Annotated in this window: 25 protein-coding genes; 15 read left to right on the top strand and 10 right to left on the bottom strand. The window is 67.3% G+C overall.

Translation table 11 applies throughout. The features are described 5' to 3' along the window. Nucleotide 1 precedes the first annotated feature (1 nt). On the top strand, nucleotides 2-1159 hold the full coding sequence (locus tag MKI84_RS19150; protein ID WP_241621865.1) for a M24 family metallopeptidase: 1158 nt from the start codon (nucleotides 2-4) through the stop codon (nucleotides 1157-1159). A 37-nt stretch (nucleotides 1160-1196) separates the two neighbouring features. Here the strand turns inward: MKI84_RS19150 and MKI84_RS19145 are convergent, their stop codons facing one another. After that, nucleotides 1197-2102 carry a GntR family transcriptional regulator gene (locus MKI84_RS19145; protein WP_241621864.1) on the bottom strand — a complete coding sequence of 302 codons (906 nt, stop codon included), beginning with the start codon at nucleotides 2100-2102 and terminating at the stop codon, nucleotides 1197-1199. 307 nt (nucleotides 2103-2409) lie between these two features. Here MKI84_RS19145 and MKI84_RS19140 point away from each other — a divergent pair, with 307 nt between their 5' ends. Genes MKI84_RS19140 through MKI84_RS19110 form a run of 7 tightly spaced genes read left to right on the top strand, consistent with a single transcriptional unit; the run spans nucleotide 2410 to nucleotide 9164 of the window. Further along, nucleotides 2410-3219 carry an ABC transporter substrate-binding protein gene (locus MKI84_RS19140; RefSeq protein WP_241621863.1) on the top strand — a complete coding sequence of 270 codons (810 nt, stop codon included), beginning with the start codon at nucleotides 2410-2412 and terminating at the stop codon, nucleotides 3217-3219. 40 nt (nucleotides 3220-3259) lie between these two features. Continuing rightward, a complete protein-coding gene (locus MKI84_RS19135; protein WP_241621862.1) occupies nucleotides 3260-3991 on the top strand; it encodes an amino acid ABC transporter permease in 732 nt (243 codons plus the stop codon). Further along, the gene (locus MKI84_RS19130; protein ID WP_241621861.1) at nucleotides 3981-4754 is read left to right on the top strand and encodes an amino acid ABC transporter ATP-binding protein; all 774 of its coding nucleotides are present in this window, start codon (nucleotides 3981-3983) and stop codon (nucleotides 4752-4754) included. Before MKI84_RS19135 ends, MKI84_RS19130 begins: the two co-directional genes overlap by 11 nt. A 30-nt stretch (nucleotides 4755-4784) precedes the next feature. Next, complete coding sequence (locus MKI84_RS19125; RefSeq protein WP_241621860.1) at nucleotides 4785-5954, top strand: M20 family metallopeptidase; 1170 nt, start codon at nucleotides 4785-4787, stop codon at nucleotides 5952-5954. Between the two features lie 3 nt (nucleotides 5955-5957). Continuing rightward, complete coding sequence (locus tag MKI84_RS19120) at nucleotides 5958-7055, top strand: mandelate racemase/muconate lactonizing enzyme family protein (protein ID WP_241621859.1); 1098 nt, start codon at nucleotides 5958-5960, stop codon at nucleotides 7053-7055. 1 nt (nucleotide 7056) lies between these two features. Next, on the top strand, nucleotides 7057-8232 hold the full coding sequence (locus tag MKI84_RS19115) for a M24 family metallopeptidase (protein ID WP_241621858.1): 1176 nt from the start codon (nucleotides 7057-7059) through the stop codon (nucleotides 8230-8232). 11 nt (nucleotides 8233-8243) lie between these two features. Continuing rightward, nucleotides 8244-9164 (top strand): dihydrodipicolinate synthase family protein, encoded by a 921-nt coding sequence (locus tag MKI84_RS19110; RefSeq protein WP_241621857.1) that lies wholly within the window; start codon nucleotides 8244-8246, stop codon nucleotides 9162-9164. A 75-nt stretch (nucleotides 9165-9239) separates the two neighbouring features. On the opposite strand, the gene MKI84_RS19105 is transcribed toward MKI84_RS19110, so the two are convergent. Further along, complete coding sequence (locus MKI84_RS19105) at nucleotides 9240-10460, bottom strand: pyridoxal phosphate-dependent aminotransferase (protein WP_241621856.1); 1221 nt, start codon at nucleotides 10458-10460, stop codon at nucleotides 9240-9242. A 264-nt stretch (nucleotides 10461-10724) separates the two neighbouring features. Here MKI84_RS19105 and MKI84_RS19100 point away from each other — a divergent pair, with 264 nt between their 5' ends. From MKI84_RS19100 to MKI84_RS19075, 6 genes are all read left to right on the top strand, one after another. Next, nucleotides 10725-11411, top strand: a complete 687-nt coding sequence (locus tag MKI84_RS19100) for a FadR/GntR family transcriptional regulator (RefSeq protein WP_241621855.1) — start codon at nucleotides 10725-10727, stop codon at nucleotides 11409-11411. Nucleotides 11412-11756: 345 nt separating this feature from the next. Continuing rightward, entirely contained in the window at nucleotides 11757-12767 is a 1011-nt protein-coding gene (locus tag MKI84_RS19095) for a Bug family tripartite tricarboxylate transporter substrate binding protein (RefSeq protein WP_241621854.1), read from the top strand. A 115-nt stretch (nucleotides 12768-12882) separates the two neighbouring features. Beyond that, nucleotides 12883-13386, top strand: a complete 504-nt coding sequence (locus MKI84_RS19090) for a hypothetical protein (protein ID WP_241621853.1) — start codon at nucleotides 12883-12885, stop codon at nucleotides 13384-13386. 35 nt (nucleotides 13387-13421) lie between these two features. Beyond that, complete coding sequence (locus MKI84_RS19085; protein ID WP_241621852.1) at nucleotides 13422-14942, top strand: tripartite tricarboxylate transporter permease; 1521 nt, start codon at nucleotides 13422-13424, stop codon at nucleotides 14940-14942. Further along, on the top strand, nucleotides 14939-16225 hold the full coding sequence (locus tag MKI84_RS19080) for an LVIVD repeat-containing protein (RefSeq protein WP_241621851.1): 1287 nt from the start codon (nucleotides 14939-14941) through the stop codon (nucleotides 16223-16225). Before MKI84_RS19085 ends, MKI84_RS19080 begins: the two co-directional genes overlap by 4 nt. A gap of 12 nt (nucleotides 16226-16237) precedes the next feature. Beyond that, nucleotides 16238-16486 carry a hypothetical protein gene (locus MKI84_RS19075; RefSeq protein ID WP_241621850.1) on the top strand — a complete coding sequence of 83 codons (249 nt, stop codon included), beginning with the start codon at nucleotides 16238-16240 and terminating at the stop codon, nucleotides 16484-16486. 54 nt (nucleotides 16487-16540) lie between these two features. Here MKI84_RS19075 and MKI84_RS19070 read toward each other — a convergent pair whose 3' ends face one another. The 7 genes from MKI84_RS19070 to MKI84_RS19040 all read right to left on the bottom strand — a co-directional run bounded on the left by MKI84_RS19070 (nucleotide 16541) and on the right by MKI84_RS19040 (nucleotide 23386). Continuing rightward, entirely contained in the window at nucleotides 16541-17752 is a 1212-nt protein-coding gene (locus tag MKI84_RS19070) for an NADP-dependent isocitrate dehydrogenase (RefSeq protein WP_241621849.1), read from the bottom strand. Between the two features lie 89 nt (nucleotides 17753-17841). Further along, nucleotides 17842-18546: a fumarylacetoacetate hydrolase family protein gene (locus MKI84_RS19065; protein ID WP_241621848.1), complete on the bottom strand. Its 705-nt coding sequence runs from the start codon at nucleotides 18544-18546 to the stop codon at nucleotides 17842-17844. A gap of 143 nt (nucleotides 18547-18689) precedes the next feature. Then, entirely contained in the window at nucleotides 18690-19790 is a 1101-nt protein-coding gene (locus tag MKI84_RS19060; protein ID WP_241621847.1) for an Ldh family oxidoreductase, read from the bottom strand. Then, a complete protein-coding gene (locus MKI84_RS19055; RefSeq protein WP_241621846.1) occupies nucleotides 19787-20662 on the bottom strand; it encodes a fumarylacetoacetate hydrolase family protein in 876 nt (291 codons plus the stop codon). The genes MKI84_RS19060 and MKI84_RS19055 overlap by 4 nt, the downstream gene beginning before the upstream one ends. 35 nt (nucleotides 20663-20697) lie before the next feature. Then, complete coding sequence (locus MKI84_RS19050) at nucleotides 20698-21567, bottom strand: ABC transporter permease (RefSeq protein WP_241621845.1); 870 nt, start codon at nucleotides 21565-21567, stop codon at nucleotides 20698-20700. After that, entirely contained in the window at nucleotides 21564-22370 is an 807-nt protein-coding gene (locus MKI84_RS19045; protein ID WP_241621844.1) for an ABC transporter ATP-binding protein, read from the bottom strand. The genes MKI84_RS19050 and MKI84_RS19045 overlap by 4 nt, the downstream gene beginning before the upstream one ends. Then, the gene (locus MKI84_RS19040; RefSeq protein WP_241621843.1) at nucleotides 22367-23386 is read right to left on the bottom strand and encodes an ABC transporter substrate-binding protein; all 1020 of its coding nucleotides are present in this window, start codon (nucleotides 23384-23386) and stop codon (nucleotides 22367-22369) included. The genes MKI84_RS19045 and MKI84_RS19040 overlap by 4 nt, the downstream gene beginning before the upstream one ends. Before the next feature lie 282 nt (nucleotides 23387-23668). On the opposite strand from MKI84_RS19040, the gene MKI84_RS19035 reads away from it, so the two are divergent. After that, nucleotides 23669-24382 carry a FadR/GntR family transcriptional regulator gene (locus MKI84_RS19035; RefSeq protein ID WP_241621842.1) on the top strand — a complete coding sequence of 238 codons (714 nt, stop codon included), beginning with the start codon at nucleotides 23669-23671 and terminating at the stop codon, nucleotides 24380-24382. Here MKI84_RS19035 and MKI84_RS19030 read toward each other — a convergent pair. Continuing rightward, entirely contained in the window at nucleotides 24324-26015 is a 1692-nt protein-coding gene (locus tag MKI84_RS19030) for an ABC transporter ATP-binding protein (RefSeq protein WP_241621841.1), read from the bottom strand. The genes MKI84_RS19035 and MKI84_RS19030 overlap by 59 nt on opposite strands. Nucleotides 26016-26074: the final 59 nt, after the last annotated feature.

Genomic DNA, 26074 nt, shown 5'->3' with positions numbered 1-26074 from the left:
CATGCCGCTGCATTTCACGCTTGAGGAACTGGCCGAGCGCCGGGCCATCACCTGCGCCGGGCTTAAGCAGCGGGGCCTCGCCGGGCTGCTGATGTTCCGGCAGGAGAGCATGTACTACCTCACCGGCTACGACACCTTCGGCTACGTGTTCTTCCAGTGCCTCTATCTGAGCGCCGACGGGCGGATGACGCTGCTCACCCGCTCGCCCGATCTCCGGGCCGCCGCCTACACCTCGATGCTGGAGGATGTGCGGGTCTGGGTCGACGGGCCAAACGCCCAGCCGGCGGTCGAGCTGCGCGACATCCTCGCCGAATACGGCGCCAAGGGCGAGCGGCTCGGCGTGGAATGGGACGCCTACGGCCTCACCGCCGCCAATGGCCACCGGCTGAGCGCGGCGATGGACGGGTTCTGCGAACTCGTCGACGCCTCCGACCTGGTGACGCGGCAGCGCGCGGTGAAGCGGCCGGCGGAAATTCCCTATGTGCGCAAGGCGGCCGAGCTCGCCGACGCCGCGCTGGAAGCAGCGCTGCCGCTGATCAAGCCGAATGCGTGGGAAGGCGACATCCTCGCCGCGCTGCAGGCCACGGTGCTGGCGGGCGATGGCGATTATTCCGGCAACGAGTTCATCATCGGCTCCGGGCCCGGGCAGAATCTCGGCCGCTATGTCTCCGGCCGACGGCGGCTGGAGGCCGACGACACCCTCGCCATCGAGTTCGCCGGCGTGTTCCGGCACTATCACTCCGCGCTGATGCGCACCTATCGGGTCGGGGCGTGGGATGCGCGCCTCGCCCATCTCCACGATGTCGGCCTCCTCGCGCTGGACGCGTGCCGCGCCGCGATCCGCCCCGGCGCGACCTATGGCGACATCTTCAAGGCCTATACCGGCGCGCTGGAAGGCGCCGGCTTCGGCGGCGCGACGAACCGGCTGAACGCCTGCGGCTACAGCCTCGGCACCACCTTCTCGCCGAACTGGATGGACTGGCCGATGGTCTATCGCGACAACCCGGCGCTGGTGGAGGAAGGCATGGTGATCTTCCTGCACATGGTCGTCACCGAGGGCGAGCGCAACGTCGCGCCGGGCGAGACCTTCCTCGTCACCGGCGAGGGCTGCGAGCGGCTCGGCCGCCTGCCGGTCTCGCTCGACCCGTCCGCGCGCTGAGCTGCGAGGGCGGATGCGACGTCGAACGCGAAGGCAGCTAGCCGCGTCCCGTCTCGGCCGTGAAGCTCGGCGCGGCGGAGAAGGCGTTGCGCAGATGCATGCCCATCACCTCGGCCGCGCGGGCATTGTCGCCCGCCGCCACCGCGTCGATGATCGCCAGATGCTCGCGGCACCAGTCGCGCACGCGGCGCCGGTTCACATAGCCGCCGAACTCCAGAAGCCGCCGCAGCCGGTTCTGCTGCTGGATCGCCTGCAGCAGGAACACATTGCCGCTGAAGCTGGCAATGGTCTCGTGGAAATGGGCGTCGGTGTCGAAGATCTGGCGCGCATCGACGGTGGCGATGCGCGGATGGGTCTCAAGGAACAGGTGCTGGATCCGCAGGCGCTCCAGCAGCGCCGGATCGGCCTTGAAGGTCGCCAGCATCAGGCCCTGCGGCTCGATGATGCGGCGGAAATCATAGCTGCCCTGCAACGCCTGCCCGGTGTCGAGCGTGGGCAGGAAGGTCCAGCCGCGCCCGGCATTGCGCTCCAGCAGCCCGTCATCGACCAGCCGCGACAGGGTACGCTGGAGCAAGGCGCGGTCGACATCGTAGCGCCGGGCAATCTCGGCCTGGGTGAACGACACCGGCAGCAGGCCGGCGAGGCGGTCGCGCACGATGTCGGTGTAAAGGTCCTGATCGGCGGTGGCCGGCACCTCGATGGTCAGCCGGTGCAGTTCCTCCGGCGTCGCCTTGAGGAAGAAGCCCTGGTTGCGCCGCGCCTCCACGACACCATGCTCGGCCAGCAGCGCCAGCGCGGCGCGCACCGGGGTGCGCGAGACCTGAAGCAGGTCGCCGAACTGCTGCTCGCGCAAATGGTGACCGACCTCGAAACGGCCCTCCCGCACGACTTCGAGAATCTGGTTCGCCAGACGATACCGGTTCTGGCTGGACGCCCGCGCCATCGCACACCATGTTTGTATGAAATACACCTTATCATACAATACACGGGCGTCGCGCGGCAAGCCCCGGCGCCAGCGCCGACCCCGCATCGCGTGAAGAAAAACCAGCCGTTTCACCAGGCGGCAGCTCCGCCGGCCTTACCTAAGTCTGATTTTTCACCATCATACGTCCAAAATTTGTGCGCAGCCAGACCTCCGACGTGCTTGACAGTCACGGCCTGTCGATTTGTATAATTAGCGTCATAAAGTGCAATTTACCCCATAAGACGGCTGAATGGCCGGACCCTTCCAGATCACACAGGGGACCAACATGTTTCGCACCTTCATCGCCGCCCTCGTCCTTCCGCTCGGCCTGATGCACGGCGCCAGCGCCGCCGAGATGCCCAAGACCGGCCTGGTCGAGGCAGGCGCGCTGACCTATGGCGTCGCCGCCACCTTCTCGCCCTTCGAATTCCAGAAGGACGGCAAGCTCACCGGCTTCGACATCGACCTGATCGACGCGCTCGCCAAGAAGCTGAACACCACACCCAAGGCCATGAACATGGAGTTCAAGGGCCTGATCCCGGCGCTCCAGGGCGGGCGGATCGATATCATCAACTCCGCCATGTACATGAATCCGGCCCGCGCCGAGCAGGTCGACTTCGTGCCCTACCTGAAGATCGGCAACATGGTGATCGTGCAGGCCGGCAACCCGGCCAAGATCACCGGCCGCGACGACAGCCTGTGCGGCAAGACCGTCGCCGTCACGCTGGGCGGCATCCAGGAGAGCCAGGCCCGCGCCGACGACAAGCGCTGCACCGACAAGGGGCTGGCGGGCGTGAAGGTGCTCACCCTGCCGACCGCGCAGGATTCCGCCCTCACCCTGCGCCAGGGCCGCGCCGACGCCTATTACGATTCGACCCCCGGCGCGGTGAAGCTCCGGCAGGAACTGCCGGGTGTGTTCGAGCCGGTCGGCGAGGAGTTCGAGGCCAACACGTCGATCGGCATGGCCACCCGCAAGGGAGACACCGCGATGCAGGACGCGCTCAAGGCCGCGCTGGCCGAGATCGTCGCGGACGGCACCTACACCGCGCTGATCAAGAAGTGGGACCTGCCCGCCTCGGTCGCCATCTTCAAGTGACCGCCCGCCCGGACGCCGAAATGCGAGGAGACACAGGCGCATGATGTCATTCGATATGGTGGTCGAGTACATCGTCTCGCCCGCCTTCTTCCACGGCGCGCTGCTGACGCTGCTCATCACCGTCACCGCGCTCCTGTTCGGCGTCCTGGCCGGCCTCGTCATCGCGCTGATGCAGGAGACGCGGTGGCGCCCCCTGCAACTGTTCACCCTGTTCTATGTCTGGATGTTCCGCGGCACCCCGGTGCTGTTCCAGATCATCTTCATCTACAACGTGCTGCCGACCTTCGGCATCAGGCTGTCCGCCTTCGTCTCCGCCGTGATCGCCCTCGCGCTGAACGAGGGGGCCTACATGGCGGAGATCCTGCGCTCCGGCCTCGACGCGGTGAAGAAGGGCCAGCGCACCGCCGGCCTCGCGCTCGGCCTCACCCGGTCGCAGGTGATGCGCTGGATCGTGCTGCCGCAGGCCGCGCGTATCGTGCTGCCGCCCATGGGCAACCAGATGATCGGCATGCTCAAGACCTCCGCGCTGGTCTCGGTCATCGCGGTGGAGGAACTGCTGCTGGTCGCCAACCAGGCCGCCAGCGCCTCGTTCCGCTACCTGGAGGCGCTCACCGCCGCCGGCGTCTATTATCTGGCGCTCACCACCATCTTCATGATCCTGCAGGCGCTCATGGAGCGCAATCTCGACCCCAAGAAGCGCCGCCGCGCCGGCGAGAAGCGCCCGCTGCTCGACCGCCTGCTCACCGCCACGGAGAGCGCCGATGTCCGCTGACCCGATCGCCCGCCCGACCCCCGCCACGGAGGCCCGGCTTCTGGAAATCATCGGCGTCGAGAAGCGCTTCGGCCATTTCCATGCGCTCAAGGGCTGCTCGCTCGACGTGGCGCGCGGCGAGACCGTCGTGCTGATCGGCCCCTCCGGTTCGGGCAAGTCCACGCTGCTGCGCTGCGTGAACCTGCTGGAGCCGGCCGACAGCGGCGACGTCTTCTTCGAGGGCGCCAACATCACCCGCGACCTCGGCAATGCCCCGCGCATCCGCCGCGACATCGGCATGGTGTTTCAGAATTTCGAGCTGTTCCAGCACCTCTCGGCCGCCGAGAACATCATGCTGGCGCCGATGAAGGTGCTCGGCCTGTCGCGGGCGGACGCCCATGACCTGGCGGTGGAACTGCTCGGCAAGGTGCGGATCCCGGAAAAGGCCGAGGCCTTCCCGGACGAGCTTTCCGGCGGCCAGCAGCAGCGCGTCGCCATCGCCCGCGCGCTCGCGATGAAGCCGAAGCTGATGCTCTATGACGAGCCGACCTCCGCGCTCGATCCCGAAATGATCCGCGAGGTGCTGGACGTGATGGCCGACCTCTCGGCTGAGGGCATGACCAGCCTCGTCGTCACCCATGAGATGGGCTTCGCGCGCCGGGCCGCCGACAAGATCGTGTTCATGGAAGACGGCCGCATCGTCGAGACCGCGCCGAGCGACGCCTTCTTCGGCGGCGAGGTCAATGAGCGCGCCCGCCGCTTCCTCGACCAGATCCTGCACTGAGACCCGCATTACCTGAAGAAGAGTGCCGCCATGCTGAACCCCGTCTCCGCCGCCCCGGACATCGCCCGCATGAAGCGCGAGCTCGCCGAGCTGGTCGCGCTGCGCACCGAGAATCCGCCGGGCCGGGAGATCGACGCCGCGCTCTATATCCGCGACGCGCTCGCCCCTCTAGGCTTCGAGATCGCGCTCGACGAGTACAAGCCCGGCCGGGTGAACATCGAGGCGAAGCTGGTCAACGGGCCCGGCCCGGTCTTCGCCTTCAACACCCATATGGACGTGGTGCCGGCCGGGGACGGCTGGAGCTCCGATCCCTTCGTGCTGCGCGAGGCCGGCGGCAACCTCTATGGCCGCGGCGCCTGTGATTGCAAGGGCCCGCTTGCCGCGATGCTGGAGGCGGTGCGCATGCTCGCCGCCGACCGCGCGAACTGGTCCGGCACGCTGCTCGCCGTGTTCGTGGGCGACGAGGAGATCGCCAGCGAGGGCGCCAAGCTCTATGCCTCGCGCAAGCCCAGCATCGACTATGCCGTGGTCGGCGAGCCGACCTCGAACACGGTCTACTCGGCCCATAAGGGCAGCCTTCGCCCGCTGGTGCGCGTGCTCGGCGTGCCCGCTCATTCCGGCTCGCCGCATCTGGGCGAGAACGCGATCTATCGGGCCGGCGAATTGCTGGCGCTGGTCGCGCAGGCCCATGAAACCGACATCCGCCACCGCAGCCATCCGCTGGTGGGCGGGGCGAGCCTCACCGTCACGCGCATTCATGGCGGCCATGCCGACAATGTGCTGCCCGGCGCCTGCGAATTGCTGCTGGACCGCCGGCTGGTGCCCGGCGAGGACGAGGAGCAGGTGAAGGCCGACATCGCCGCGCTGCTGGTGCGCGCCCATGAGATGACCGGCCTGCGCGCCGAGATCGTGGAATGGAAGCCGACCACCGGCGGGGCGACCGAGACCGCGGCTGATCGCCCGGTGGTGCAGGCGAGCCTTGCCGCGTGCCGCGCCCACGGCATAGCGGACCCCGGCCCGTTCGGCTTCCAGGGCGCCTGCGACCTCGTGCATTTCCGCTCCACCGGCGCGGAGGGCGTGGTGATCGGCCCCGGCTCGCTCTCCGTGGCCCACAAGGCCGACGAGTTCGTGCCGTTGGACGAGTTCGTGACGTCGAGCCTGATCTACCGCGACATCGCCCGCAATCTGCTGACGGCCTGAGCCATGCGCGTTTCCCTTCATCGCGCTTTGCTCACCTATGGCGGCGGGCTGGTGCTCCACACCGCCTCGTCCGGCCGCATTGCCGGCCTCGACACGCTGTATCTGCGGCTTGAGACCGGAACCGTGGTCGCGGTCGGCGAGGTGCGGCTCAACATCGCCTATCTCAACGGCCTGGAGGCCGAGGCGGTGCTGGCCGAGGCGGTCGATGTCGTCGGCCGGATCGATTTCGCCATAGGCGCCGCCTCGCTGCTCACCCTGCCGCCCGCCGCCTTCAGCGAGGCCAGCGCGCCGGTGCGCACCCTGATCGATGGCGCGCTGCACGATCTGGCGGCGCGGCAGGCCGGCATCCCGCTCGCAACCCTGCTCGGCGCGCCGGAGGGCGAACCGATCGCCCGCGCCACCAACCAGACGCTGTTCATCTCCAGCGACGAGACCTTCCTCGAACGGGCGTCGGCCTATGTCGCGCGCGGCTTCCGTGACCTGAAGGTACGGATCGGCGCCGGCGATATCGAGGATGACCTGCGCCGGATTGCGCTGCTGCGCGCGCGCTTCGGCGATCGCCTCAAGCTCGCCGCCGACGCCAATGGCGCGTGGACGCTGGAGGCCGCGCTGGAGCATCTGGGCGCGCTGGCGCGCTATGGCCTCGCCTATGTCGAACAGCCGATCGCCCCCGGCGACTGGGACGCGCTCGACCGGCTCGCGCGCGCGACGCCGATTCCCGTCATGCTCGACGAGAGCGTGAAGGGCCTGGATGACGTGCGCCGCATCGTGAGGGCCGATAACGGGCTGATGGCCCATCTCAAGCTGGTCAAGCTCGGTGGCCTCGCGCCGACGCTTCAGGCGGCGCGCCTGCTGGGCGAGGCCCATGTGCCGTTCATGATCGGGCAGATGAACGAGGGTGGGCTCGCCACCAGCGCGGCCCTGCATCTGTCGGTGGCGACGCGCCCGCGTTTCGCCGAGCTCTACGGCGCCGACGGGCTGGTCGACGATCCCGCCTCCGGCCTCGTCTATGGCGAGGGCACGGTGCGCGCGCCGCAGGCCCCCGGCTCCGGTCTTCGCTTCGATGCGTCACGCACGCATCTCATCAGGGAGTTCTCGTGACATGACCGCCATTCAGGGCGTGACCCAGGGCCAGGAATCGGCCTTCCCCAAGGCCGAGTACGATGCGCGCGTCGCCAAGGCGCGCGCGGGCCTCGCCGAGGCCGGCATCGACGTGATGATCGTCACCGGCCCCGAGAACATCTTCTATCTCACCGGCCAGCAGACGCCCGGCTACTACACCTTTCAGGCGCTGGTGCTGCCGGTCGAGGGCGACCCGGTATTCGTGGTGCGCCAGCTCGAATATTTCAACTTCGTCGCCAACACCTACATCACCGACGCCGCGATCTATCAGGACACCGACGATCCGGTGCGCTTCCTGGTCTCGCTGATCGAGGCCAGGGGCCTGAAGGGCAAGCGCGTCGCCATCGACAAGCGCGGCTGGTTCCTGCCGATCGCCACCTATGAGGCGCTGCTCGCCGCGCTCGGCTCCGTGCACGACGCCGCCGGCGTGGTGGAGAAGCTGCGCATGGTGAAATCGCCGCTGGAGGTGGAGAAGCTCGCCATCGCCGCCACCTATGTCGATGCCGGCCTGCGCGCCGGCCTTGCCGCGGTGCGCGCCGGCAATACCGAGAACGACATCGTGGCCGCCATGATGGGTGCGGCGATCGAGGCCGGCTCGGAATATATGGGCATGGAACCGCTGGTCTCGTCGGGCCCGCGCTCGGGCGTGCCGCACGGCACCTGGAAGCGGCGCGAGATGAAGGCCGGCGATCCCGCCTTCCTGGAAATGGCGGCGGTGCATGACCGCTACCACGCCGCGCTGATGCGCTCGGCCTGGATCGGAACGCCGCCCGCCGAGGCGCTGGACATGATGAAGGTCTGCCAGGAGGCGCTGGCGGTCTCCCTGGAGGCGATCAAGCCGGGCGTGCCGTGCGAGGTCCCGCACATCGCCTGCCAGAAGGTGATCGACGCCGCCGGCTACACCGACAATTTCCGCAAGCGCCTCGGCTACAGCGTCGGCATTTCCTTCGCGCCCGACTGGGGCGAAGGCGGCATCCTCAGCCTCAATGCCGGCGTGAAGACCGAGCTTCAGCCCGGCATGGCGTTCCACCTGCCCCCCGCCTTGCGCATCTATGGCCGCTTCACCGTCGGGGTGAGCGAGACCATCGTCGTGACCGACAGCGGCTGCCGCGTGCTCGGCAGCGTCGACCGCGCCCTCGTCCAGACTCCTGCCTGAAAGCAAGCATCATGAAAGACATGACGGAGAGCCGCGAACGGCTCCACGGAATCTTCAACATCACCGTCACCCCGTTCACCGCGGACGGCGCCCTCGACAAGGCCGGCCTCGCCCGGTCCATCGAGCGTGTCATCGGGCTGGGCTTCGACGGCATCCTGATCGGCGGCACCTATGGCGAGTTTCCCGCCATGTCGACCGACGAGCGCGCGGAACTGTTCCGCGTCTCGATGGACGTGGTGGGCGACCGGGTGCCGGTGATGCTGTGCTCGGCCGGCTCGGACGCGCGCACGGTGCGCGACCTCACAGCGCTCGCCGGTGATCTCGGCGGCCTGCCCATGGTGACGCCGCCCTTCGTCTCGGAAGTCACCGACGGCCAGATCATCGCCTTCTTCAAGGACATGGCCCCGGTCTCGAAGACCGGCATCCTGATCTACAACGCGCCCGGCATCGGCATCACGCTGCAGCCCGACGTCATCGAGCAGCTCGCGACCATCGAGGGCGCGGTCGGCATCAAGCAGGGCGACCTGTCGGTGACGCCGATCGACCGCATCGCCAACCGCCTCGGTGGCAAGCTCAAGCTGTTCTGCGCCTCGGACCTCGCCTTCCTCGGCCCGATGATGGCCGGCTTCGACGGGATTTCCTCGACCAATTCCTGCGCGCTGCCGGAACTGATCCTCGCGACCTATCGCGCGCTTGAGGCGGGCGATGCGAAGACCGCCCGCGAGCTGCATCAGGTCTGGTATCCGTTCCGCGCGCTCGCCCGCAAGCACGGCCAGCCGCAGATGGTGAAGCTCGCCATGAATCTGCGCGGCTTCGACGGCGGCCACGTCCGCTCGCCCCTGCGCGACCTCGAAGGCGCGGCGGTGGAGGAAGTGACGGCGATGATGCAGGCCCTCGCCGCCGACCCGCGCGCGATGGTGACGCTGGCCTGAGCGGCCGCTCGGCCGAAAAATGAAAAGCCCGGCGGATCGCTCCGCCGGGCTTTTTGTTTGCCAGCTCCGCCCCGGTCAGGCAGCGGCCTTGCGCATCAGCGCGTGGCAGGCCGCCTCGATGCGGGCGCACGCGGCGCGCAGCACGTCGGTGTCGACCGCATAGGCGATGCGGATATGGCCCGGCGTGCCGAAGGCCGAGCCGTGCACCACGCCGACATGGGCGGCGTCCAGCAGATAGGTCGCGACATCCAGATCGCCGGCGATCGCCCGCCCGTCCGGCGTGCGCGCCCCGATCAGCCCCCGGCAGTCGGCGAACACATAGAACGCCCCGTCCGGCACATCGGCGGAAAGGCCCGGCGTGCGCGCCACCATGTCCAGCACGACGCCGCGCCGCTCGCGCAGCACGTCGAGCCAGCCGGTCATGAAATCCAGCCCGCCATCCAGCGCCGCGATCGCCGCGCGCTGGCTGATGGTCGAGGGATTGGACGTGCTCTGCGACTGCAGCACCTGCATCGCGCCGACCAGCCACGCCGGGCCGCCGGCGTAGCCGATGCGCCAGCCGGTCATGGAATACCCCTTGGACAGGCCGTTGACGGTCAGCGTGCGCCCGAACAGGTGCGGCTCCACCTGCGCCGGGGTGGCGAAGTCGCAGTCGAAGCGGACATGCTCATAGATGTCGTCCGCCATCACCAGCACGTCCGGATGGGCGAGCAGCACGTCGGTGAGTGCCTCCATCTCGGCGGGGCTGTAGACCGCGCCGGAGGGATTGTTCGGCGAGTTGAGCACCACCCAGCGGGTGCGCGGGGTCAGCGCCGCGGCGAGCTTCTGCGGCGTGAGCTTCCAGCCCTCCTGCGCCGTCGCGGCGACGATCACCGGCGTCCCTTCGGCGAGGCGCACCATGTCGGGATAGGACACCCAATAGGGCGCGGGCACGATCACTTCGTCGCCCGGCGCCAGCGTGGCGAGGAAGGCATTGAAGATGAGCTGCTTGGCGCCGGCTCCGGCGATCACCTCGTCAGCCGCATAGGCCAGCCCGTTCTCGCGCGCGAATTTCGCGCGGATGGCGCGCTTGAGTTCCGCCGTGCCGGGCACCGCGGTGTATTTGGTGTCGCCTTCGCGGATCGCGGCGATGCCGGCCTCGCAGATCGCCGGCGGGGTGGGAAAGTCCAGCTCGCCCTCGCCGAGATTGACGACCTTGTGGCCCTGCGCGACAAGGGCGCGGACCTTGTTCGAGATTTCGGCGGTCGGCGACGAGCCGGCACCGCTCATTCGCGGCGCGAGGCGGGCATGGGACATGGACACGGCTCCTGGTAGAGGGGAGCCGGCATTGTACTTATTGTATTAAATAGTGCAATTCTTTCCTGAAAGAACCCGGCGCAAAAAGTCGGCGGACTCTCACAGTAACGCGCGACCAGCGGCCGTAAATATGACCACCAATGATGTTTTGGTTTGCATTGGGTGATTTTTTGGGCATTGCCGCTCGCGCGGAATGAAATGACTTGACGTCTGGGCCGGCGCTCAGCATATCCTGAACCAATCTTGTTTTGGTTGGACTTTTGCATGCTAGGCTCCAGCGACCTCCATCCTGAGAAGAGCATTCTCACCCAGCTCCGGGGCTTTCTCGCTCAGGCGCATCTTCCGGAAGACGGAAGACTGCCGCCGGAGCGGGAATTGTCCGCCGCGCTCGGCGTGTCGCGGGCCGAACTGCGCAAGGCGCTCGATGTGCTGGAATCGGAAGGCCAGCTCTGGCGCCATGTCGGCAAGGGCACCTTCATGGGCAGCCGGCCGCTCGACACCTTCGCCGACATCGAGGCGCTGGCCCGGCGCTCCAACCCCGCCGAAGTGATGCGCACCCGCATCGCCATCGAGCCGGAGATCGCCCGCGCCGCCGCCTTCAGCGCCACCCCCTCGGCGATCTCGGAGATGCGGCTGTGCCTGACGCGCTCGCGGCAGGCGGAAAACTGGCGGCAATATGAAGGCTGGGACACCCGCCTTCACCGCACCATCGCCGAGGCGACGCAGAACAGCCTGCTGCTGGGGCTGTTCGACACGCTGAACGCCGTGCGGCGCGCGGTGACCTGGGGGCGGCTGCGCTCGGCGCCACTGAAGCCGCTCACCGATCATCACAGCTTCGCCGAGCACGACGCCATCGTCGACGCCATCGAGCACCGCGACATGGCCGGCGCGGCCGCGGCGATGCGCACGCATCTGCAAACCGTCGAGCGCAAGCTGCTCGACCGGCAATAGCCGAGCCCCGCCGCCCACCCGGACACAAGGGCGCGACGTCCCGCCATTAACGCGGGCACGGCGCGGTCGTGCCGGCAGCGGCACCGCGTGCCGGGGTGGCGTTCGATTTTACCAATCATCCAATGGTTGTGGCGCCTTGAGCCGGCTCTGCCGGGGATCGCCCGACGCTTTCGTACATCGACGCCATAAGGGCGCAGAGCGCGCGCGGAAATGCCCGGGAACGGCACCCGCGGGGCCGCCAACTATTGACCCCACCACTAAACCAATATAAACCAAACACCGATCGGTATAAAAGTTGTCACGACGCCCGCGAAGACGGGTGCGCGAGCTTGGAGGAATGCCACGATGACTCTTTCGCTGAATCGACGTCACCTTCTGCTGGCGGGGGCGGGTGCCTTCGCGGGGTCGCTGGCCGGCCCGTTCTCGACCGGCGCCCGCGCCGCCGGCTATCCCGACCGGCCGATCCAGGTGCTGATCCCCACCGGCGAAGGCGGCGGCGTCGATCAGGCCTCGCGCGCCTTCAACCGCGTGTGGAGCAAGTATATCGGCCAGAACTTCGAATATTCCTATTTCCCCGGCGCATCGGGGCAGGTCGGCTACGAGGTGTTCGTCTCCAAGCGCGAGCCCAACGCCTACAACATTCTCGTCGGCAATATCGGCCCCGAGATGATCATGTACGCCACCCAGAAGGTGAACTACAAATACCCGGAGGACTTCACCTATCTCGGCAGCATGGATGTCGACGATTCCGTGATCTGGGTCGGCGCCAACAGCCGGTTCAAGACCATTCAGGACATGGTCGAAGAGGGCAAGAAGCGCGAGATCACGCTCTCCACCAGCCGCCTGCCCCATCCGTCCACCATCGGCGCGCTGGCGCTGGCGGAGGCCACCGGAATGAAGGTGCGGATGATCCCCTATGGCGGCGGCGGCCATGCCCGCTCGGCGGCCATCACCGGCGAGGTCGATGGCTGCGCGACCTTCCTGTCCTCCTCGCTCGGCCTCGACGGCCAGGCCCGCTTCCTCACCGTGTTCAACTCCACCAATGAGGCGCCGGAGCTGACCAATGACGCGCCGCCGGTGAACAAGGTGTTCGGCACCAGCATCCCGCCCATGTCCGGCCAGCGCGCCATCGTGATCCACACCAAGGCGGCGCAGGAGCATCCCGACCGGGTGAAGAAGCTCGGCGAGAGCATGCGGCAGGTGTTCAACGACCCGGAATACAAGGAACTGGCCGAGAAGGCCGGCACCCCGTGGGAGTTCATCCGCTATGGCGACGCCGCCGCCTGCGACAAGTCTGCCCGCGAATATCTGGCGCTGGCCGAGCGCTATCGCCCGCTGCTGACCGCCTCGAAGTAAGCCCCGGCCGAAGGCGCATGCGCGGCCCTGTCGCCGGCTCCCCGGGGTCGGCGGCCGGGGCGCGCCACGTCGCCTCCGTTTCGTCCGATCCCCGCCCACCGAGCAGGAACGCGCCATGAAAGACCAACGCGACGCCAGGGTCGCGACCGGCGCCGACTGGATCATCCCGATCCTCGGCGCCGTCTTCGCAACCTATTACCTGATCTCCATCAAGGATCTCGACTGGGAGGCCAAGGTCAGCGGCGTGTTCTGCGCCGTCGTGCTGTTCCTTCTCATCGGCATCTTCGCCCTGCGCACCGTGATCGGGCTGGCGCGCGGCACCCATTACGTCGAGTGGCGCAGCCTCTATGAGAGCCGCAAGCTGGGCTCCGTGCGCGCGACCCTGTTCCTGCTGACGGTCGCCTCGGTGGCGGCGATCCCCTATGCCGGGTTCACGCTCTCCACCTTCGGCTATCTCTTCCTGTGCTTCCTCGTGCTGCAGAAGATGCCGGCGCGCCGCGCCGCGCTGATCGCCGGCAGCCTCGCGCTCTTCGGCTTCGTGCTGTTCATCCTCATCCTGCGGACCGCCTTCCCTCAAGGTCCGTTCGAGCGCCTGTTCTTCGCGCTGACAGGTCTGTAAGCCGGCTAAAAACCGCTGCAGACGGGAGCCTCGCCATGAATCTCAGCTTCGCCGTCCTCGCCGATCAGTTCCTGCTGAATTTCAGCTATCTCTGGCTGATCGTCCTCGCCACCACCATCGGCATCATCATCGGCGCCATGCCGGGCTTCGGCTCGGCCAACACCATCATCATGCTGCTGCCCTTCACCCTGGCGGTGGACATCGAGGTGGCGATGATCTTCATGGTCTCGCTGTTCGTCGCCTCGCATATGGGCGGCGGCATCACCTCGATCCTGCTCAACATTCCCGGCAATGGCGGCGCGGCGGCCACCTGTCTCGACGGCTACCCGATGGCCCGGAAAGGGCTGGGGCAGCAGGCGCTGGTGCTGTCCTTCGTCGCCTCCACCGTGGGCGGCGTGGTGACGGCGGGACTGTCGATCTTCCTGCTGCCCTATATCGCGCGCCTCGCCTTCTACATGCACAGCGTCGAGATGGTGGTGATCCTGCTGTTCGGCATCACGCTGATCGCCTCCGTCGCCTCCGACAACATGCTCAAGGGGTTGATCGCCGGATTCCTCGGCCTGCTGATCGGCGCGATCGGCGCCGACCACATCTACTCCACGCCGCGCGGCACCTTCGGCATGATCGAACTCTATGACGGCGTGCCGCTGATCGCGGTGCTGATCGGCGTCTTCGCCATCTCCGAGGCGCTGAAGATGATGGAGAACGATTCCGTGCTCGACGAGAGCGGGCTGGAAATGATGAGGAAGGCCAGCTGGAAGCAGACCTGGGAAGGCGTGACCATGGCCTTCGCCCGCACCTGGCACATGGTGTGGACCAGCCTTGTCGGCCTCGTCATCGGCATCGTGCCCGGCGCCGGCGCCTCCATCGCCGCCTTCGTCGCCTACCAGCAGTCGCGCCTGTTCTCCAAGACGCCGGAGAAATACGGCACCGGCATCCCGGAAGGGGTGATCGCGCCGGAATCCGCCAATAATGGCGTGACCTCGGGCGACCTCATTCCCATGCTGGTCATCGGCGTGCCCGGCGGCACGACGGCGGCGGTGATGATGATCGTGATGACCTATCACGGCGTCCAGCTCGGCCCGCGCCTGTTCATCCAGAACCCCGGCATCGGCTATGGCGTGTTCATCACCATGCTGGTCGCCTATGCGGTGATGCTGTTCACCACGCTGCCGCTCACCAAATATGTCTCGAAGCTGGTGCTGATCCCGACCCCGGTGCTGGCGCCTATCATCATCGCCTTCACCCTGGTGGGTGCCTTCGCGCCGCGCGGCTACATGTTCGACCTGTGGCTGACGCTGCTGTTCGGCGCGATCGGTTATCTATGCCGGCAGACGCACTTCAACGTGGTGGCCCTGCTGATCGGCGTCATTCTCGGCCCGCTGCTGGAAGCCAATGTGATGCGCGCGCTGCGGATCAGCGGCAATGACCCCTGGGTGTTCTTCTCCTCCACGGTCGGCAATGTGCTGTGGGTGGCGCTGGTGCTCTCGCTGCTGCTGCCCTCCGTGGTCCAGTGGCGCCGCAACCGCGCCGCCGCGCGGATGGCCGCGGCATGAACGCCCCGCCCCGGCCCGAGGTGCTGCACAGCGCCAATGTCACCCCTCTCGCCCGGCTGGATATTCCGGGCGGGGGCGAGGTGGTGGTCCACCGCAACCATGCCTTCATCGGCCATATGTCGCCGCCGGACGGCACGGCGATCTATGATGTGAGCGACCCGCGCCGCCCGCGTCAGGTCGCGCGGATCGCTCCGCCCGATGGCTTTTCCCACACCCACAAGGTGAAGGTCGCCGGTGACCTGATGATCACCAATGTCGAGCGGCACAAGCGGCATTTCTTCCGCAAGGGCGAGCGCATCGCCGCCGTCACCGCCGACCTCGCCGCGACGCTGGGACGCCCGCCGCAGGAGGCGGAAATCGCCGCCGAGATCGGCGTCGCGCCGGGCGACCTCGACACGCTGCGCGCCGGGCTGGCGCGCGGCTATCAGGATGGCGGGTTCCGGGTCTGGGACATCGCCGATCCCGCCAATCCCCGCCACCTCGCCACGGTGCACACCGGCGGCATCGGCGTGCACCGCTTCGACATGGACGAGCGCTACGCCTACATCTCGACCGAGATGGAGGGCTATGTCGGCAACATACTGGTGATCTACGACCTCGCCGACCCGACCCGCCCGCGCGAGGTCGCGCGCTGGCACATGCCGGGCCAGCATGTCGCGGGCGGCGAGACGCCGTCCTGGCCGGGACAGCGCTGCCGGCTGCACCATGCGCTGCGCGTGGGCGACACACTGTGGGCGGCCTGCTGGTATGCCGGCGCCCATGTCATCGACATTTCCGACATCACCGCGCCGCGCACCATCGGGCGGTTCAACTACCATCCGCCCTTCCCCGAGCCGACCCACACCTTCTTCCGCCTCGCCGAGCCCATCGCCGGACGCGATCTGGCGCTGATGATCGACGAGGAGCACGACCATGTGCCCGGCCAGCCGCACGGCTTCCTCTGGGTGATGGACGTGTCCGACCCGACCCGGCCGGTCCCGGTCTCGACCTTCCATGTCAGCGAGCGGGAATCGCCCTATGCGCGCGCCGGCGGACGGTTCGGCGGCCATCAGTTCCAGGAACGCCAGATCGGCTCGCTGGTGTTCGCCACCTGGTTCGCCGGCGGGGTGCGCATCATCGACATCGCGACGCCGGAAACCCCGCGCGAGATCGGGCACTACCTCCCCTCGCCGGCCCCCGGCCATGCCAGCCCGCAGAGCAACGATGTCGACGTCGATGAACGCGGCGTGGTCTATGTGATCGATCGCGACCGCGGCTTCGACGTTTTCAGCTTTGCGCGGTGACGGGCGGCGGCGATGTGCGAGGACTGCTTCGACGAGAGCGAGGTGCCCGGCGAGCGGCCGAGCCTGCCGCGCCTGATGCAGGCGGCGCGACATATCGAGCGCGATTTTCCGGGCGAGGCGGTGCCGAGCGAGGCGTGGGTGATCTATCTCGGGCGCCGCAGCGGCACCATCGACTGGCCGGCCATGCAGCGCATCGCGCGCGCCATGGAGGCGGCCGGGCTGCTCCTGTCGCTCACACCCGGCGGCGATCTTCGCAACTGATCCGATCCATCGGATGGTCCGGTCCGGCGCGCGGCCGGACCGGGAAGCGTAATGCTATGCCATCGCCTTGCGGAGATTGGCGTCCACCTTGTCGAGGAAGCCGGTGGTCGACAGCCAGGGCTGGTCCGGTCCCACCAGCAGCGCCAGATCCTTGGTCATGTCGCCCGCTTCCACCGTGTCGATGCACACCTTCTCCAGCGTGCTCGCGAAATGGGCGAGGTCGTCATTGCCATCGAGCTTGGCGCGATGGGCGAGGCCGCGAGTCCAGGCGAAGATCGAGGCGATGGAGTTGGTCGAGGTCTCCTTGCCCTTCTGGTGCTCGCGATAGTGGCGGGTGACGGTGCCGTGGGCGGCTTCCGATTCCATGGTCTGGCCGTCCGGGGTCATCAGCACGGAGGTCATCAGCCCGAGCGAACCGAAGCCCTGCGCCACGATGTCGGACTGCACGTCGCCGTCATAGTTCTTGCAGGCCCAGACATAGCCGCCGGACCATTTCAGCGTGGAAGCCACCATGTCGTCGATCAGGCGGTGCTCGTACCAGATCTTGTGCTTCTCGAACTCGGCCTTGAACTCGGCCTCGTAGATCTCCTGGAACAGCTTGCGGAACCGCCCGTCATACTGCTTGAGGATGGTGTCCTTGGTCGAGAGATAGACCGGGTAACGCCGGGCCAGACCGTAATTGAGCGAGGCCCGCGCGAACTCGACGATCGCCTCGTCGAGATTGTACATGGCGAGCGCGACGCCGGCGCCGGGCGACTGATAAACCTCCTGCTCGATCACCGTTCCGTCCTCGCCGACGAACTTCACCGTCAGCGTGCCCTTGCCGGGGAATTTGAAGTCGGTGGCGCGGTACTGGTCGCCGAAGGCGTGGCGGCCGACGATGATCGGCTGGGTCCAGCCCGGCACCAGGCGCGGCACGTTCTTGGCGATGATCGGTTCACGGAAGATGACGCCGCCGAGGATGTTGCGGATCGTGCCGTTGGGCGAACGCCACATCTTCTTGAGGCCGAACTCGGTGACGCGGCCCTCATCCGGGGTGATGGTGGCGCATTTCACGCCCACACCGGCGCGCTTGATGGCGTGCGCCGCGTCGACGGTCACCTGATCGTCGGTGGCGTCGCGGTTCTCGACGCTCAGGTCGTAATAATCGAGGTCGATGTCGAGATAGGGGTGGATCAGCTTGTCCTTGATGAGCGCCCAGATGATGCGCGTCATCTCGTCCCCGTCGAGTTCGACCACGGGGTTGGCCACCTTTATCTTCGCCACCGCAAGCTCCTGTCGGAAGTCTGTTCGTCACGAACCCGGCGCAGGCCGCGCCGGGTGCCTTTTCACGCGGGAAGGGTCTGGCGCGGGCGTCAGACCACCTTGGCGGTCAGCGTGCCGACGCCATCGACGCCGCCTTCCATCAGGTCGCCGCGCACGATGGCGCCGACGCCCGCCGGCGTGCCGGACATGATGATGTCGCCGGCCTTGAGTTCGAACAGGCTGGACAGGTACGAGATCATCTCCGGCACCTTCCAGATCATCTGGTTGAGGTCGCCGATCTGGCGTTGCTTGCCGTTCACGTTGAGCCACACCTTGCCGTCGGTCGGGTGGCCGATACGGCTCGCCGGCACCAGCGCCGTGCACGGGGCGGACGCCTCGAAGGCCTTGCCGACTTCCCACGGCCGGCCGAGCTTCTTGGCCTCGCCCTGCAGGTCGCGCCGGGTCATGTCGAGGCCCACGCCATAGCCCCAGACATGGTCGAGCGCGCTCTCGATCGGGATGTTGATCCCGCCCTTGCCGATCGCGACCAGCATCTCGATCTCGAAATGCACGTCGCTGGATTTGTCGGGATAGGGAAAGGTGCCGTTGGCGATGACATTGTCCGGGTTCTTCTGGAAGAAGAACGGCGGCTCCTTGTCCGGATCATGCCCCATCTCGATGGCGTGATCGGCATAGTTGCGACCGACGCAATAGATGCGGTGGATCGGGAAAAGCTGGGTGGACCCTTCGACGCCAAGCGTCGGGATACCCACGGGCGGGATCACATAGGCGGCGTTCTCAATTGGCGCGTTCATCAATCACTCCCGTGACATTTAATACCAATCATGATTTGGTCGTACATTGGGTTAAGCGAAACGTCAAGGCTCCAACGGGTGATATCGCAGCGTCCTGTGCGGCATCCACCCATCCAATGACCAATTGGTTTCGCCACTTCCGCTCAGAGGCCGACGATGCCCAGCTCTCCGGCGATGGCGTCGAGTTCCTTCACCAGATTGGGGTGCAGGGCGAGGCCCTCGGCATCGCCCTTGGCGGCCCGCTCCTCGCGCCCCTCGCCGGGAATCCGGACCGGGGCATGACCGGGCAGCGGCGCGCAGGCGCGCATCTCGTCGAACACCGTATCCACCGCCGCGCCGAAGGCCGTGGGCTCGCGGAAGGCCGCGACGGAAAGCGCGGCGACAAACTGGCCGGTATTGGTCGGGCTCGTCCGGTCGGTGGTGAAATCCACCACGTTCGAACCGAAGGCGGCCCCGTTCATCACGCCGGCCAGCAGGCCGATCGCCATGGCCAGCCCATAGCCCTTGGCACCGCCGATCGGCAGGAGGAACCCCTCGTCGCGCCGGTTGGGATCGGTGAGGGGGCGGCCATCGCGCCCCACCATCCAGCCTTCCGGCATCGGCTCGCCGCGCTGGGCAAGGGACTTGATCTTGCCCATGGCGACATTGGTGGTCGCCATGTCGAGCAGGAACGGCGCCTGCCGGCCGGCGGGAACGGCGATGGCGAGCGGGTTGGTGCCGAGCAGCATTTCGCTGCCCCCGAACGGCGCGACATGGTTGGCGCTGCCCACCGCCGCGCAGATGCCGGCCATGCCCTGGCGGGTCTGCGGCAGCACATAGAGCGCCGCCGGGCCGGCATGGTTGGAATTGCGCACGCCGACCCAGCCGATGCCGGCGGCGCCGGCCTTGGCGATGGCCAGCTCCGTCGCCGCCTGCATGGCGAGATGGCCGAGCCCGTTGCCGCCGTCGATCAAGGCGGTGGCGGCGGTCTCGCGCACGGTGGTCACGGTGGCGGCCGGCGTGATGCCCCCGTCGCGCAGCCGGTCCACATATTGCCGCAGCCGGAACACGCCATGGGTGTCGTAGCCGCGCAGATCGGCCTCGACCATCAACCCGGCCACGCGGCGGGCATCGTCCTCCGGCACGCCGAGGGCGAGGAAGGCGCGCGCCGTGAAGTCGCGCAGTGCCGGCGCGGGCACCCGGCCGGCGGCGGGACGCGCGGCGACGACGCCGCCGGAAGCAGCGATGCCGGCCTCGCTTGTCATGCCGATGCGCCCGCGTCGATCACCGGGTTGCGCAATATGCCGATGCCGTCGACCTCGACCTCGACCACATCGCCCTGCTTCATGAACACCGGCGGCTTGCGGGCATAGCCGACGCCCGAGGGCGTGCCCGTCGCGATGATGTCGCCGGGGTTGAGCGTCATGATCTCCGACATCAGCGCCACGGTGCGCGCGACCTTGAACACCATGTCCGAGGTGTCGCTGTCCTGCATCACCTGCCCGTTGAGCCGGGTACGGATGCCGAGGCCGTCGGCGCCCGGCGGCAGATCGTCGGCGGTGGCGATGACCGGCCCGACCGGGGCGGTGCCGTCGAAGTTCTTGCCGGCCGACCATTGCGTGGTCTTGCGCTGATAGTCGCGCACCGAGACGTCGTTGAGCAGCGTGTAGCCATAGACATGGGTGAGCGCCTGGTCTTCCGGGATATCGCGGCCGCGCTTGCCGATGACGATGGTCAGCTCGCACTCATAGTCCAGCTTGTCGGAGACCCGCGGACGCACCACCGGCGCGCCCGGCGCCACCAGCGAGGAATTGGCGCGGATGAAGAAGGCCGGATAATCCGGCACCGCATTGCCGCCTTCCTTGGCGTGCAGCGCGTAGTTGAGCCCGAGGCAGATGATCTTGCCCGGCTGCGGGATCGGGCACAGCAGCTCGGTCGAGGCCAGCGGCTGCCGGGCGCCCGCCGGTGCCGAGGCCAGCGCCGCGCGCAGTGTCGCCAGAAGCGGTTCGCCCGCCTCGATCACGCCAATCATGTCGTCGGGCGCGCCGGGGACGAGATCGGCGACGCGCAGCACGCTGGCGCCCTCGACGACACCGACGGAAGAGCCTCCCGGCGTGCGGTAGGTTACGAGATGCATGGTCTTTTTCCTGATTGTACGGGAGCGGGGGAGGGTTACTCCGCCGTCGTCACCCGGGCCTTGTGCCAGAACACGAAATGCTGCTGGACCCAGTTCACGAAGGCGAACAGCCCGAGGCCCAGAAGGCTGAGATAGAGGATGAGCGAGAACACGCGCGGAGTGTCGAGCATGCTGGCCGCGACGCGGATCAATTCGCCGAAGCCCTTGCCGCCGCCGAGAAACTCGCCGGTGATCGCGCCCGCCATCACGCCGACCGAACCGATCTTCAGGCCGGTGAAGAAATGCGGCAGGCCGGTGGGCAGCTTGAGCTTGATCAGCATCTGCCAGCGCGAGGCGCCCATGGTCTTGAACAGCATGCGCGCATTGCTATCGGCCGCATGCAGCCCCGCCGCCGTGCCGACGATGATCGGGAAGGTGGCGATAAAGGCCGCGAGCGCCACCTTCGAAGCGATGTCGAAGCCGAGCCACGCCACGAAGAGCGGGGCGAAGGCGATTTTCGGCATGGTGTCGATGGCGACCAGATAGGGCATCACCGCCCGCTCGCCGAACGTCGTCTCGCCCACCAGCACGCCGAGCGAGAAGCCGACCACCGTGGCGATGATGAAGCCGAAGAACACCTCCTTGGCGGTGATCCACAGCGCGGCGAGCATGTAGTCGCCGGAGAGCAGATTGATCGCCACGGTCACGATGTCGCGCCCGACCTCGGCCGGGGTCGGCATGATGATCGGCGAGACCACGCCCAGCAGGGTGACGCCCTGCCAGATGGCGAGGAACGCCGCGAACAGGACGATCATGGACACCGCGCGCGGCACCCGGTCGAGCCAGGAGCCCTTCTCGGTCCAGACGGTATCGGTAATGCCGGCGCCGGTTTCGCCGACCTCGATGGAACTGTCGATCGTGCTCATGCGGCCTCCTTGTCGAGACGGCTGCGGATATGGGCGACGAGCGCGCCGAAATAGGGCGTGGTGATCATCTCCAGCGTGCGCGGGCGCGGCAGGTCGATCGCCACCGTCTCCACCACCCGGCCGGGACGCGGGCGCATGACGTGGACGACATCCGACAGGATCACCGCTTCCGGGATGGAGTGGGTGACCAGGAAGGCGGTCGCGTTGCGCGCCATGCAGATGCGCTGCAGCTCCATGTTCATGAAATCGCGCGACAATTCGTCGAGCGCCGAAAACGGCTCGTCGAGCAGCAGCACCTCGGGTTCGGTGATGAGCATCCGGCAGATGGCGGCGCGCTGCGCCATGCCGCCGGACAGCTCGCCCGGATAGACGTTCTCGAAGCCCTTGAGGCCGACCAGATCGAGCAGGCGGCGCCCGGCCTCGTGCTTGGCCGCGGCGGCCTGCTTGCCGTCGCGGATCTCGATCGGCAGCACGATGTTCTCCAGCGTGGTGCGCCAGGGGAACAGGGTGGCGTGCTGGAACATCATGCCGATGTCGCGGCGTGGTCCCAGCACGGGCTTGCCCGCCAGGACCACGCTGCCCGCGGACGGGGACTGGAGCCCCGCCATGATCTTCAGAAGGGTGGACTTGCCGCAGCCGCTCGATCCGATGACCGAAGAGAAGCTGCCGCGTTCCAGCCGGAGGTTCACATTGTCCAGGGCATGGATCTGCCGCATGGCATAGGTCTTCGAGACCGACTTCAGCTCGTAGACCACCTCGCGGGGCTTCGATTCCGCGGGAAGGAAGGCTGCGGCGGCGTTCATTTGTTCCACACCTCCACAAAGGCATTGGTGTAGGCCTTTTCGAGGTCCGGCATCGGCTGCTTCAGGCTGCCGGTCTCGACGAGGCTGACATGCCAGGCTTCCCAGTCCTTGGGGTTCTGGTAGCCCCAGCCCTTGCTCTGGTCGACGCGCATGGTCTTGGCCAGCACCTGCTCGAACAGGGCGTTGGCGAAGGCCTTGTCCTCGCTTTCCTGCGGCATGCCGGCCTTGAGATGCGCCAGCACCTTCTCGCGGTTCGCCGGATCGACGGCGAATTCCTGCGCCCGCACCACCGCGCGGCCGAAGCCCTCGACCAGCTTGGGATCCTTGTCGATCGTCTCCTGCATCACGGCGAAGCCGTTGCCGAAGAAGGTGACGAATTCGACGGGGGTGATGTCGCGCAGCTTGATGCCGCGATGGGAGAGGATCGCCGCATCCGCCGTCGAGGCGGCATAGGCGGAGATGTCGTCGCGGGTGAAGGCCGCGGTGGCCATGCCGCCATCGCCGACGGTCAGGAAGGTGTAGTCGCGCTTTTCCTCCATGCCGAGGGAGGAGAGCACGCCGCGCGCAAAGGAGACCTCGGCGCCGTCGGCGGTGCCGACCCCGATCACCTTGCCCTTGAGGTCGGTGGGCGACTTGAAGCTGTCGCCGTCCTTCACCACGATGCCGAAGGAGCTCTTCACCATCATGTTGTAGAGGAAGACGACATCGACGCCGCGGGCGCGGGCGCTCAGCACCGGGCCGGGGCCGGGCCGGCCGAACTGGGCCTGGCCGGATGCCATCGCCTGGATCACGGCGCCGGAGCCGTTGACCGACTCGACACGCATGTTGATGCCCTCGTCCTTGAAATACCCCTCGCCCATCGCGACGTAGACCGGGAACGAGTTGATCGCGGACGGGCTGGGCTGGACGAAGGTGACGTTACGCAGCGTCTGCGCGGGCGCGGATGCGCTGCCGGCGGCAAGCAGGAACGCGCCCGCGGCCGCTGAAAGGCAGAAAGACCTCTTGGAGATCATCATGGTTTCCTCCGGTGTGTTTTTTTGATCGTTCGGTCGAGAAAGCCGGTCAGGCTTTCCTGCACTCCTCCGGCATGAGGCCAACGGCGGGCGCGGGGATCGTTTGGCGTCGACGATCCACACCGGCCGGCTGAACCAATTTTTTCATTGGTCCAATTCGGTGTCGCAATACTTTCGGTTCCGAGCGTATTTTCTCGTGAAACGACCCTGCGGCAGATTGAAGTTGAACGCGTTTTGACTACGGTGAAAAGACCCTAAGTGAACCCATTTTCGTGATTGGTTGACATGCTCGGCCACGGAACTGCGGATGACGTGTTGTTGCGGCTGAGGAATTTCCTCACCGAACAGACCCTCCCGCTCAACGGACGCCTGCCTTCGGAGCGCGCGCTGGCGGAGCAATTGGGCGCGACGCGGGCTGAAATCCGCAAGGCGATGGCGGTGCTGGAATCCGAGGGCCAGGTCTGGCGGCATATCGGCCGCGGCACCTTCATCGGCGCGCGTCCGGTGATCAACCTGCACGATGTCGAGTATCTCGGCACGATCACCAGCCCCGCGCAGATCATCGATGCGCGCCTCGCCATGGAGCCGCAGCTGGCGCGGCTCGCCGCGCTTTATGGCACGCAGGCCGATTTCGACGAGATGCGCGCCTGCAACCGGCGGGCGCGCGGGGCAAAAAGCTGGAGCATCTATGAGGCCTGGGACAACCGGCTGCACGTTGCCATCGCGCAGGCCAGCAAGAACAAGCTGCTGGTCATGCTGTTCGAGACGCTGAACGCCGTGCGGCGGTCTCCGGGCTGGGCCTATGCCCGCACCGCGCCCGAGCCCCCGCCGGCCCATTCCAGCTTCGCCGAGCACGAGGCCATCACCGCGGCGATCGAGGGGCGCAATCCCGACCTCGCCGAGCAGTGCATGCGCAAGCATCTAGGCTCGGTGAGGGGGCTCATGTTCGGGACGCGGAAGCTTCCCACGCCTCCGGCGGCGGAGCCTCCCGCTCGGTGATGCCGCCGCCCGAGACCAGTATGGTGCGGTCGGCGTTGCGGATGGTGGCGAGGCGGTGGGCGATGACCAGCGTGGTACGCCCGCGCGCCAGCTCGTCGAGCGAGCGCTGGATCTCGCGCTCGGTCTCGGTGTCGAGCGCCGAGGTCGCCTCGTCGAGAATCAGGATCGGCGGATTCTTGAGGAAGATGCGGGCGATGGCGAGGCGCTGCTTCTGCCCGCCGGAGAGCTTCACGCCGCGCTCGCCGATCAGCGTGTCGAGCCCTTCCGGCAGATCGGCCAGCATGCCGCCGAGCCGGGCGCGGTGCGCGGCCTCGCGGATCTCCTCATCGCTGGCGTCGAGCCGGCCATAGGCGATGTTCTCGCGGATGGTGCCGCCGAACAGGAACACGTCCTGCTGCACGATCCCGATCTGCTGGCGCAGCGACTCCAGCGTCATGTCGCGCAGGTCGATGCCGTCAATGGTGATCCGGCCCTCGCTGGCCTCATAGAAGCGCGGCAGCAGCGAGAGCAGCGTGGTCTTGCCCGCGCCCGAGGGGCCGATGAAGGCCACGGTCTGCCCGGCATGGATGTCGAGATTGACGCCGGCCAGCACGGCGCGACCCGGCACATAGCCGAAGCCGATGCCCTCGAAGCGGATATCGCCCTTGAGATGGGCCACCTCGCGGGCGCCCGGCCGGTCGGCGATGTCGGGTTCGGTCGCCAGCAGTTCCTGGTAGCGGCGGAAGCCGGCAATGCCCTTGGGGTAGGTCTCCATCACCGCCGCGATCTTGTCGAGCGGGCGGTAGAACACCCCGACCAGCAGCAGGAAGCCGACAAAGCCGCCGATCGTCAGCCCGCCCTCGACCACATACCACGCGCCCGCCAGCATCACGGTGAGCTGCACCAGCCGCATCGCCAGGTAGTTCAGCGCCTGGCTCGCCGCCATCAGGCGGTAGGCGTCGAGCTTGGCGGCGCGGTAGCCGGCATTGTCGACGGCGAACAGCCGGGTCTCGTGCGCCTCGTTGGCGAAGGCCTGCACCACGCGGATGCCGCCGATATTCTCCTCCAGCCGGACATTGAAGGCACCGATGCGGCCGAACTGCTCCTGCCAGTTCCGCGTCATCCGCCCGCCATAGCGCGCCACCACGAAGGCGGTGAGCGGCACGATCAGCGCCGTGAGATAGGCCAGCGGCGGGTGCACCCAGAGCATCAGCACGAAGGCCCCGACGAAGGTCATCACCGCGATGAACAGGTCCTCCGGCCCGTGATGGGCAACCTCGCCGATCTCCTCGAGGTCCTTGGTGACGCGCGCCACCAGATGCCCGGTCTTGTAATTGTCGAAGAAGCGGAAGGAGAGCTTCTGGAGATGGGCGAAGGCCTTCGCCCGCATCGCGGTCTCGATGTTGATGCCGAGCACATGGCCCCAATAGGTCACGATCCCCATCAAGGCGCTGTTGAGCGCGTAGATCGCCAGCAGGCCGAGGGCGGCCAGCAGGATGAGCTGAAGGTCGCCGCGCGGCAGCAGCAGGTCGACAAAGGCCTTCATCGCCATGGGGAAGCCGAGTTCGAGCACGCCGGACAGCACGGCGCAGCCGAAGTCGACCAGGAACAGGGTCCGATAGGGGCGATAGTAGGAGAAGAAGGACTTCAGCATGGAACGTGCGGCCTGCGGAGTTGCCCGCGGGCGGCGGGGACGACAATCCCCGCGCGCCG

Source organism: Ancylobacter gelatini, from assembly GCF_022601675.1.
In the GTDB taxonomy this organism is placed as follows: domain Bacteria; phylum Pseudomonadota; class Alphaproteobacteria; order Rhizobiales; family Xanthobacteraceae; genus Ancylobacter; species Ancylobacter gelatini.
This window is presented reverse-complemented; position numbering and strand designations above follow the sequence as displayed.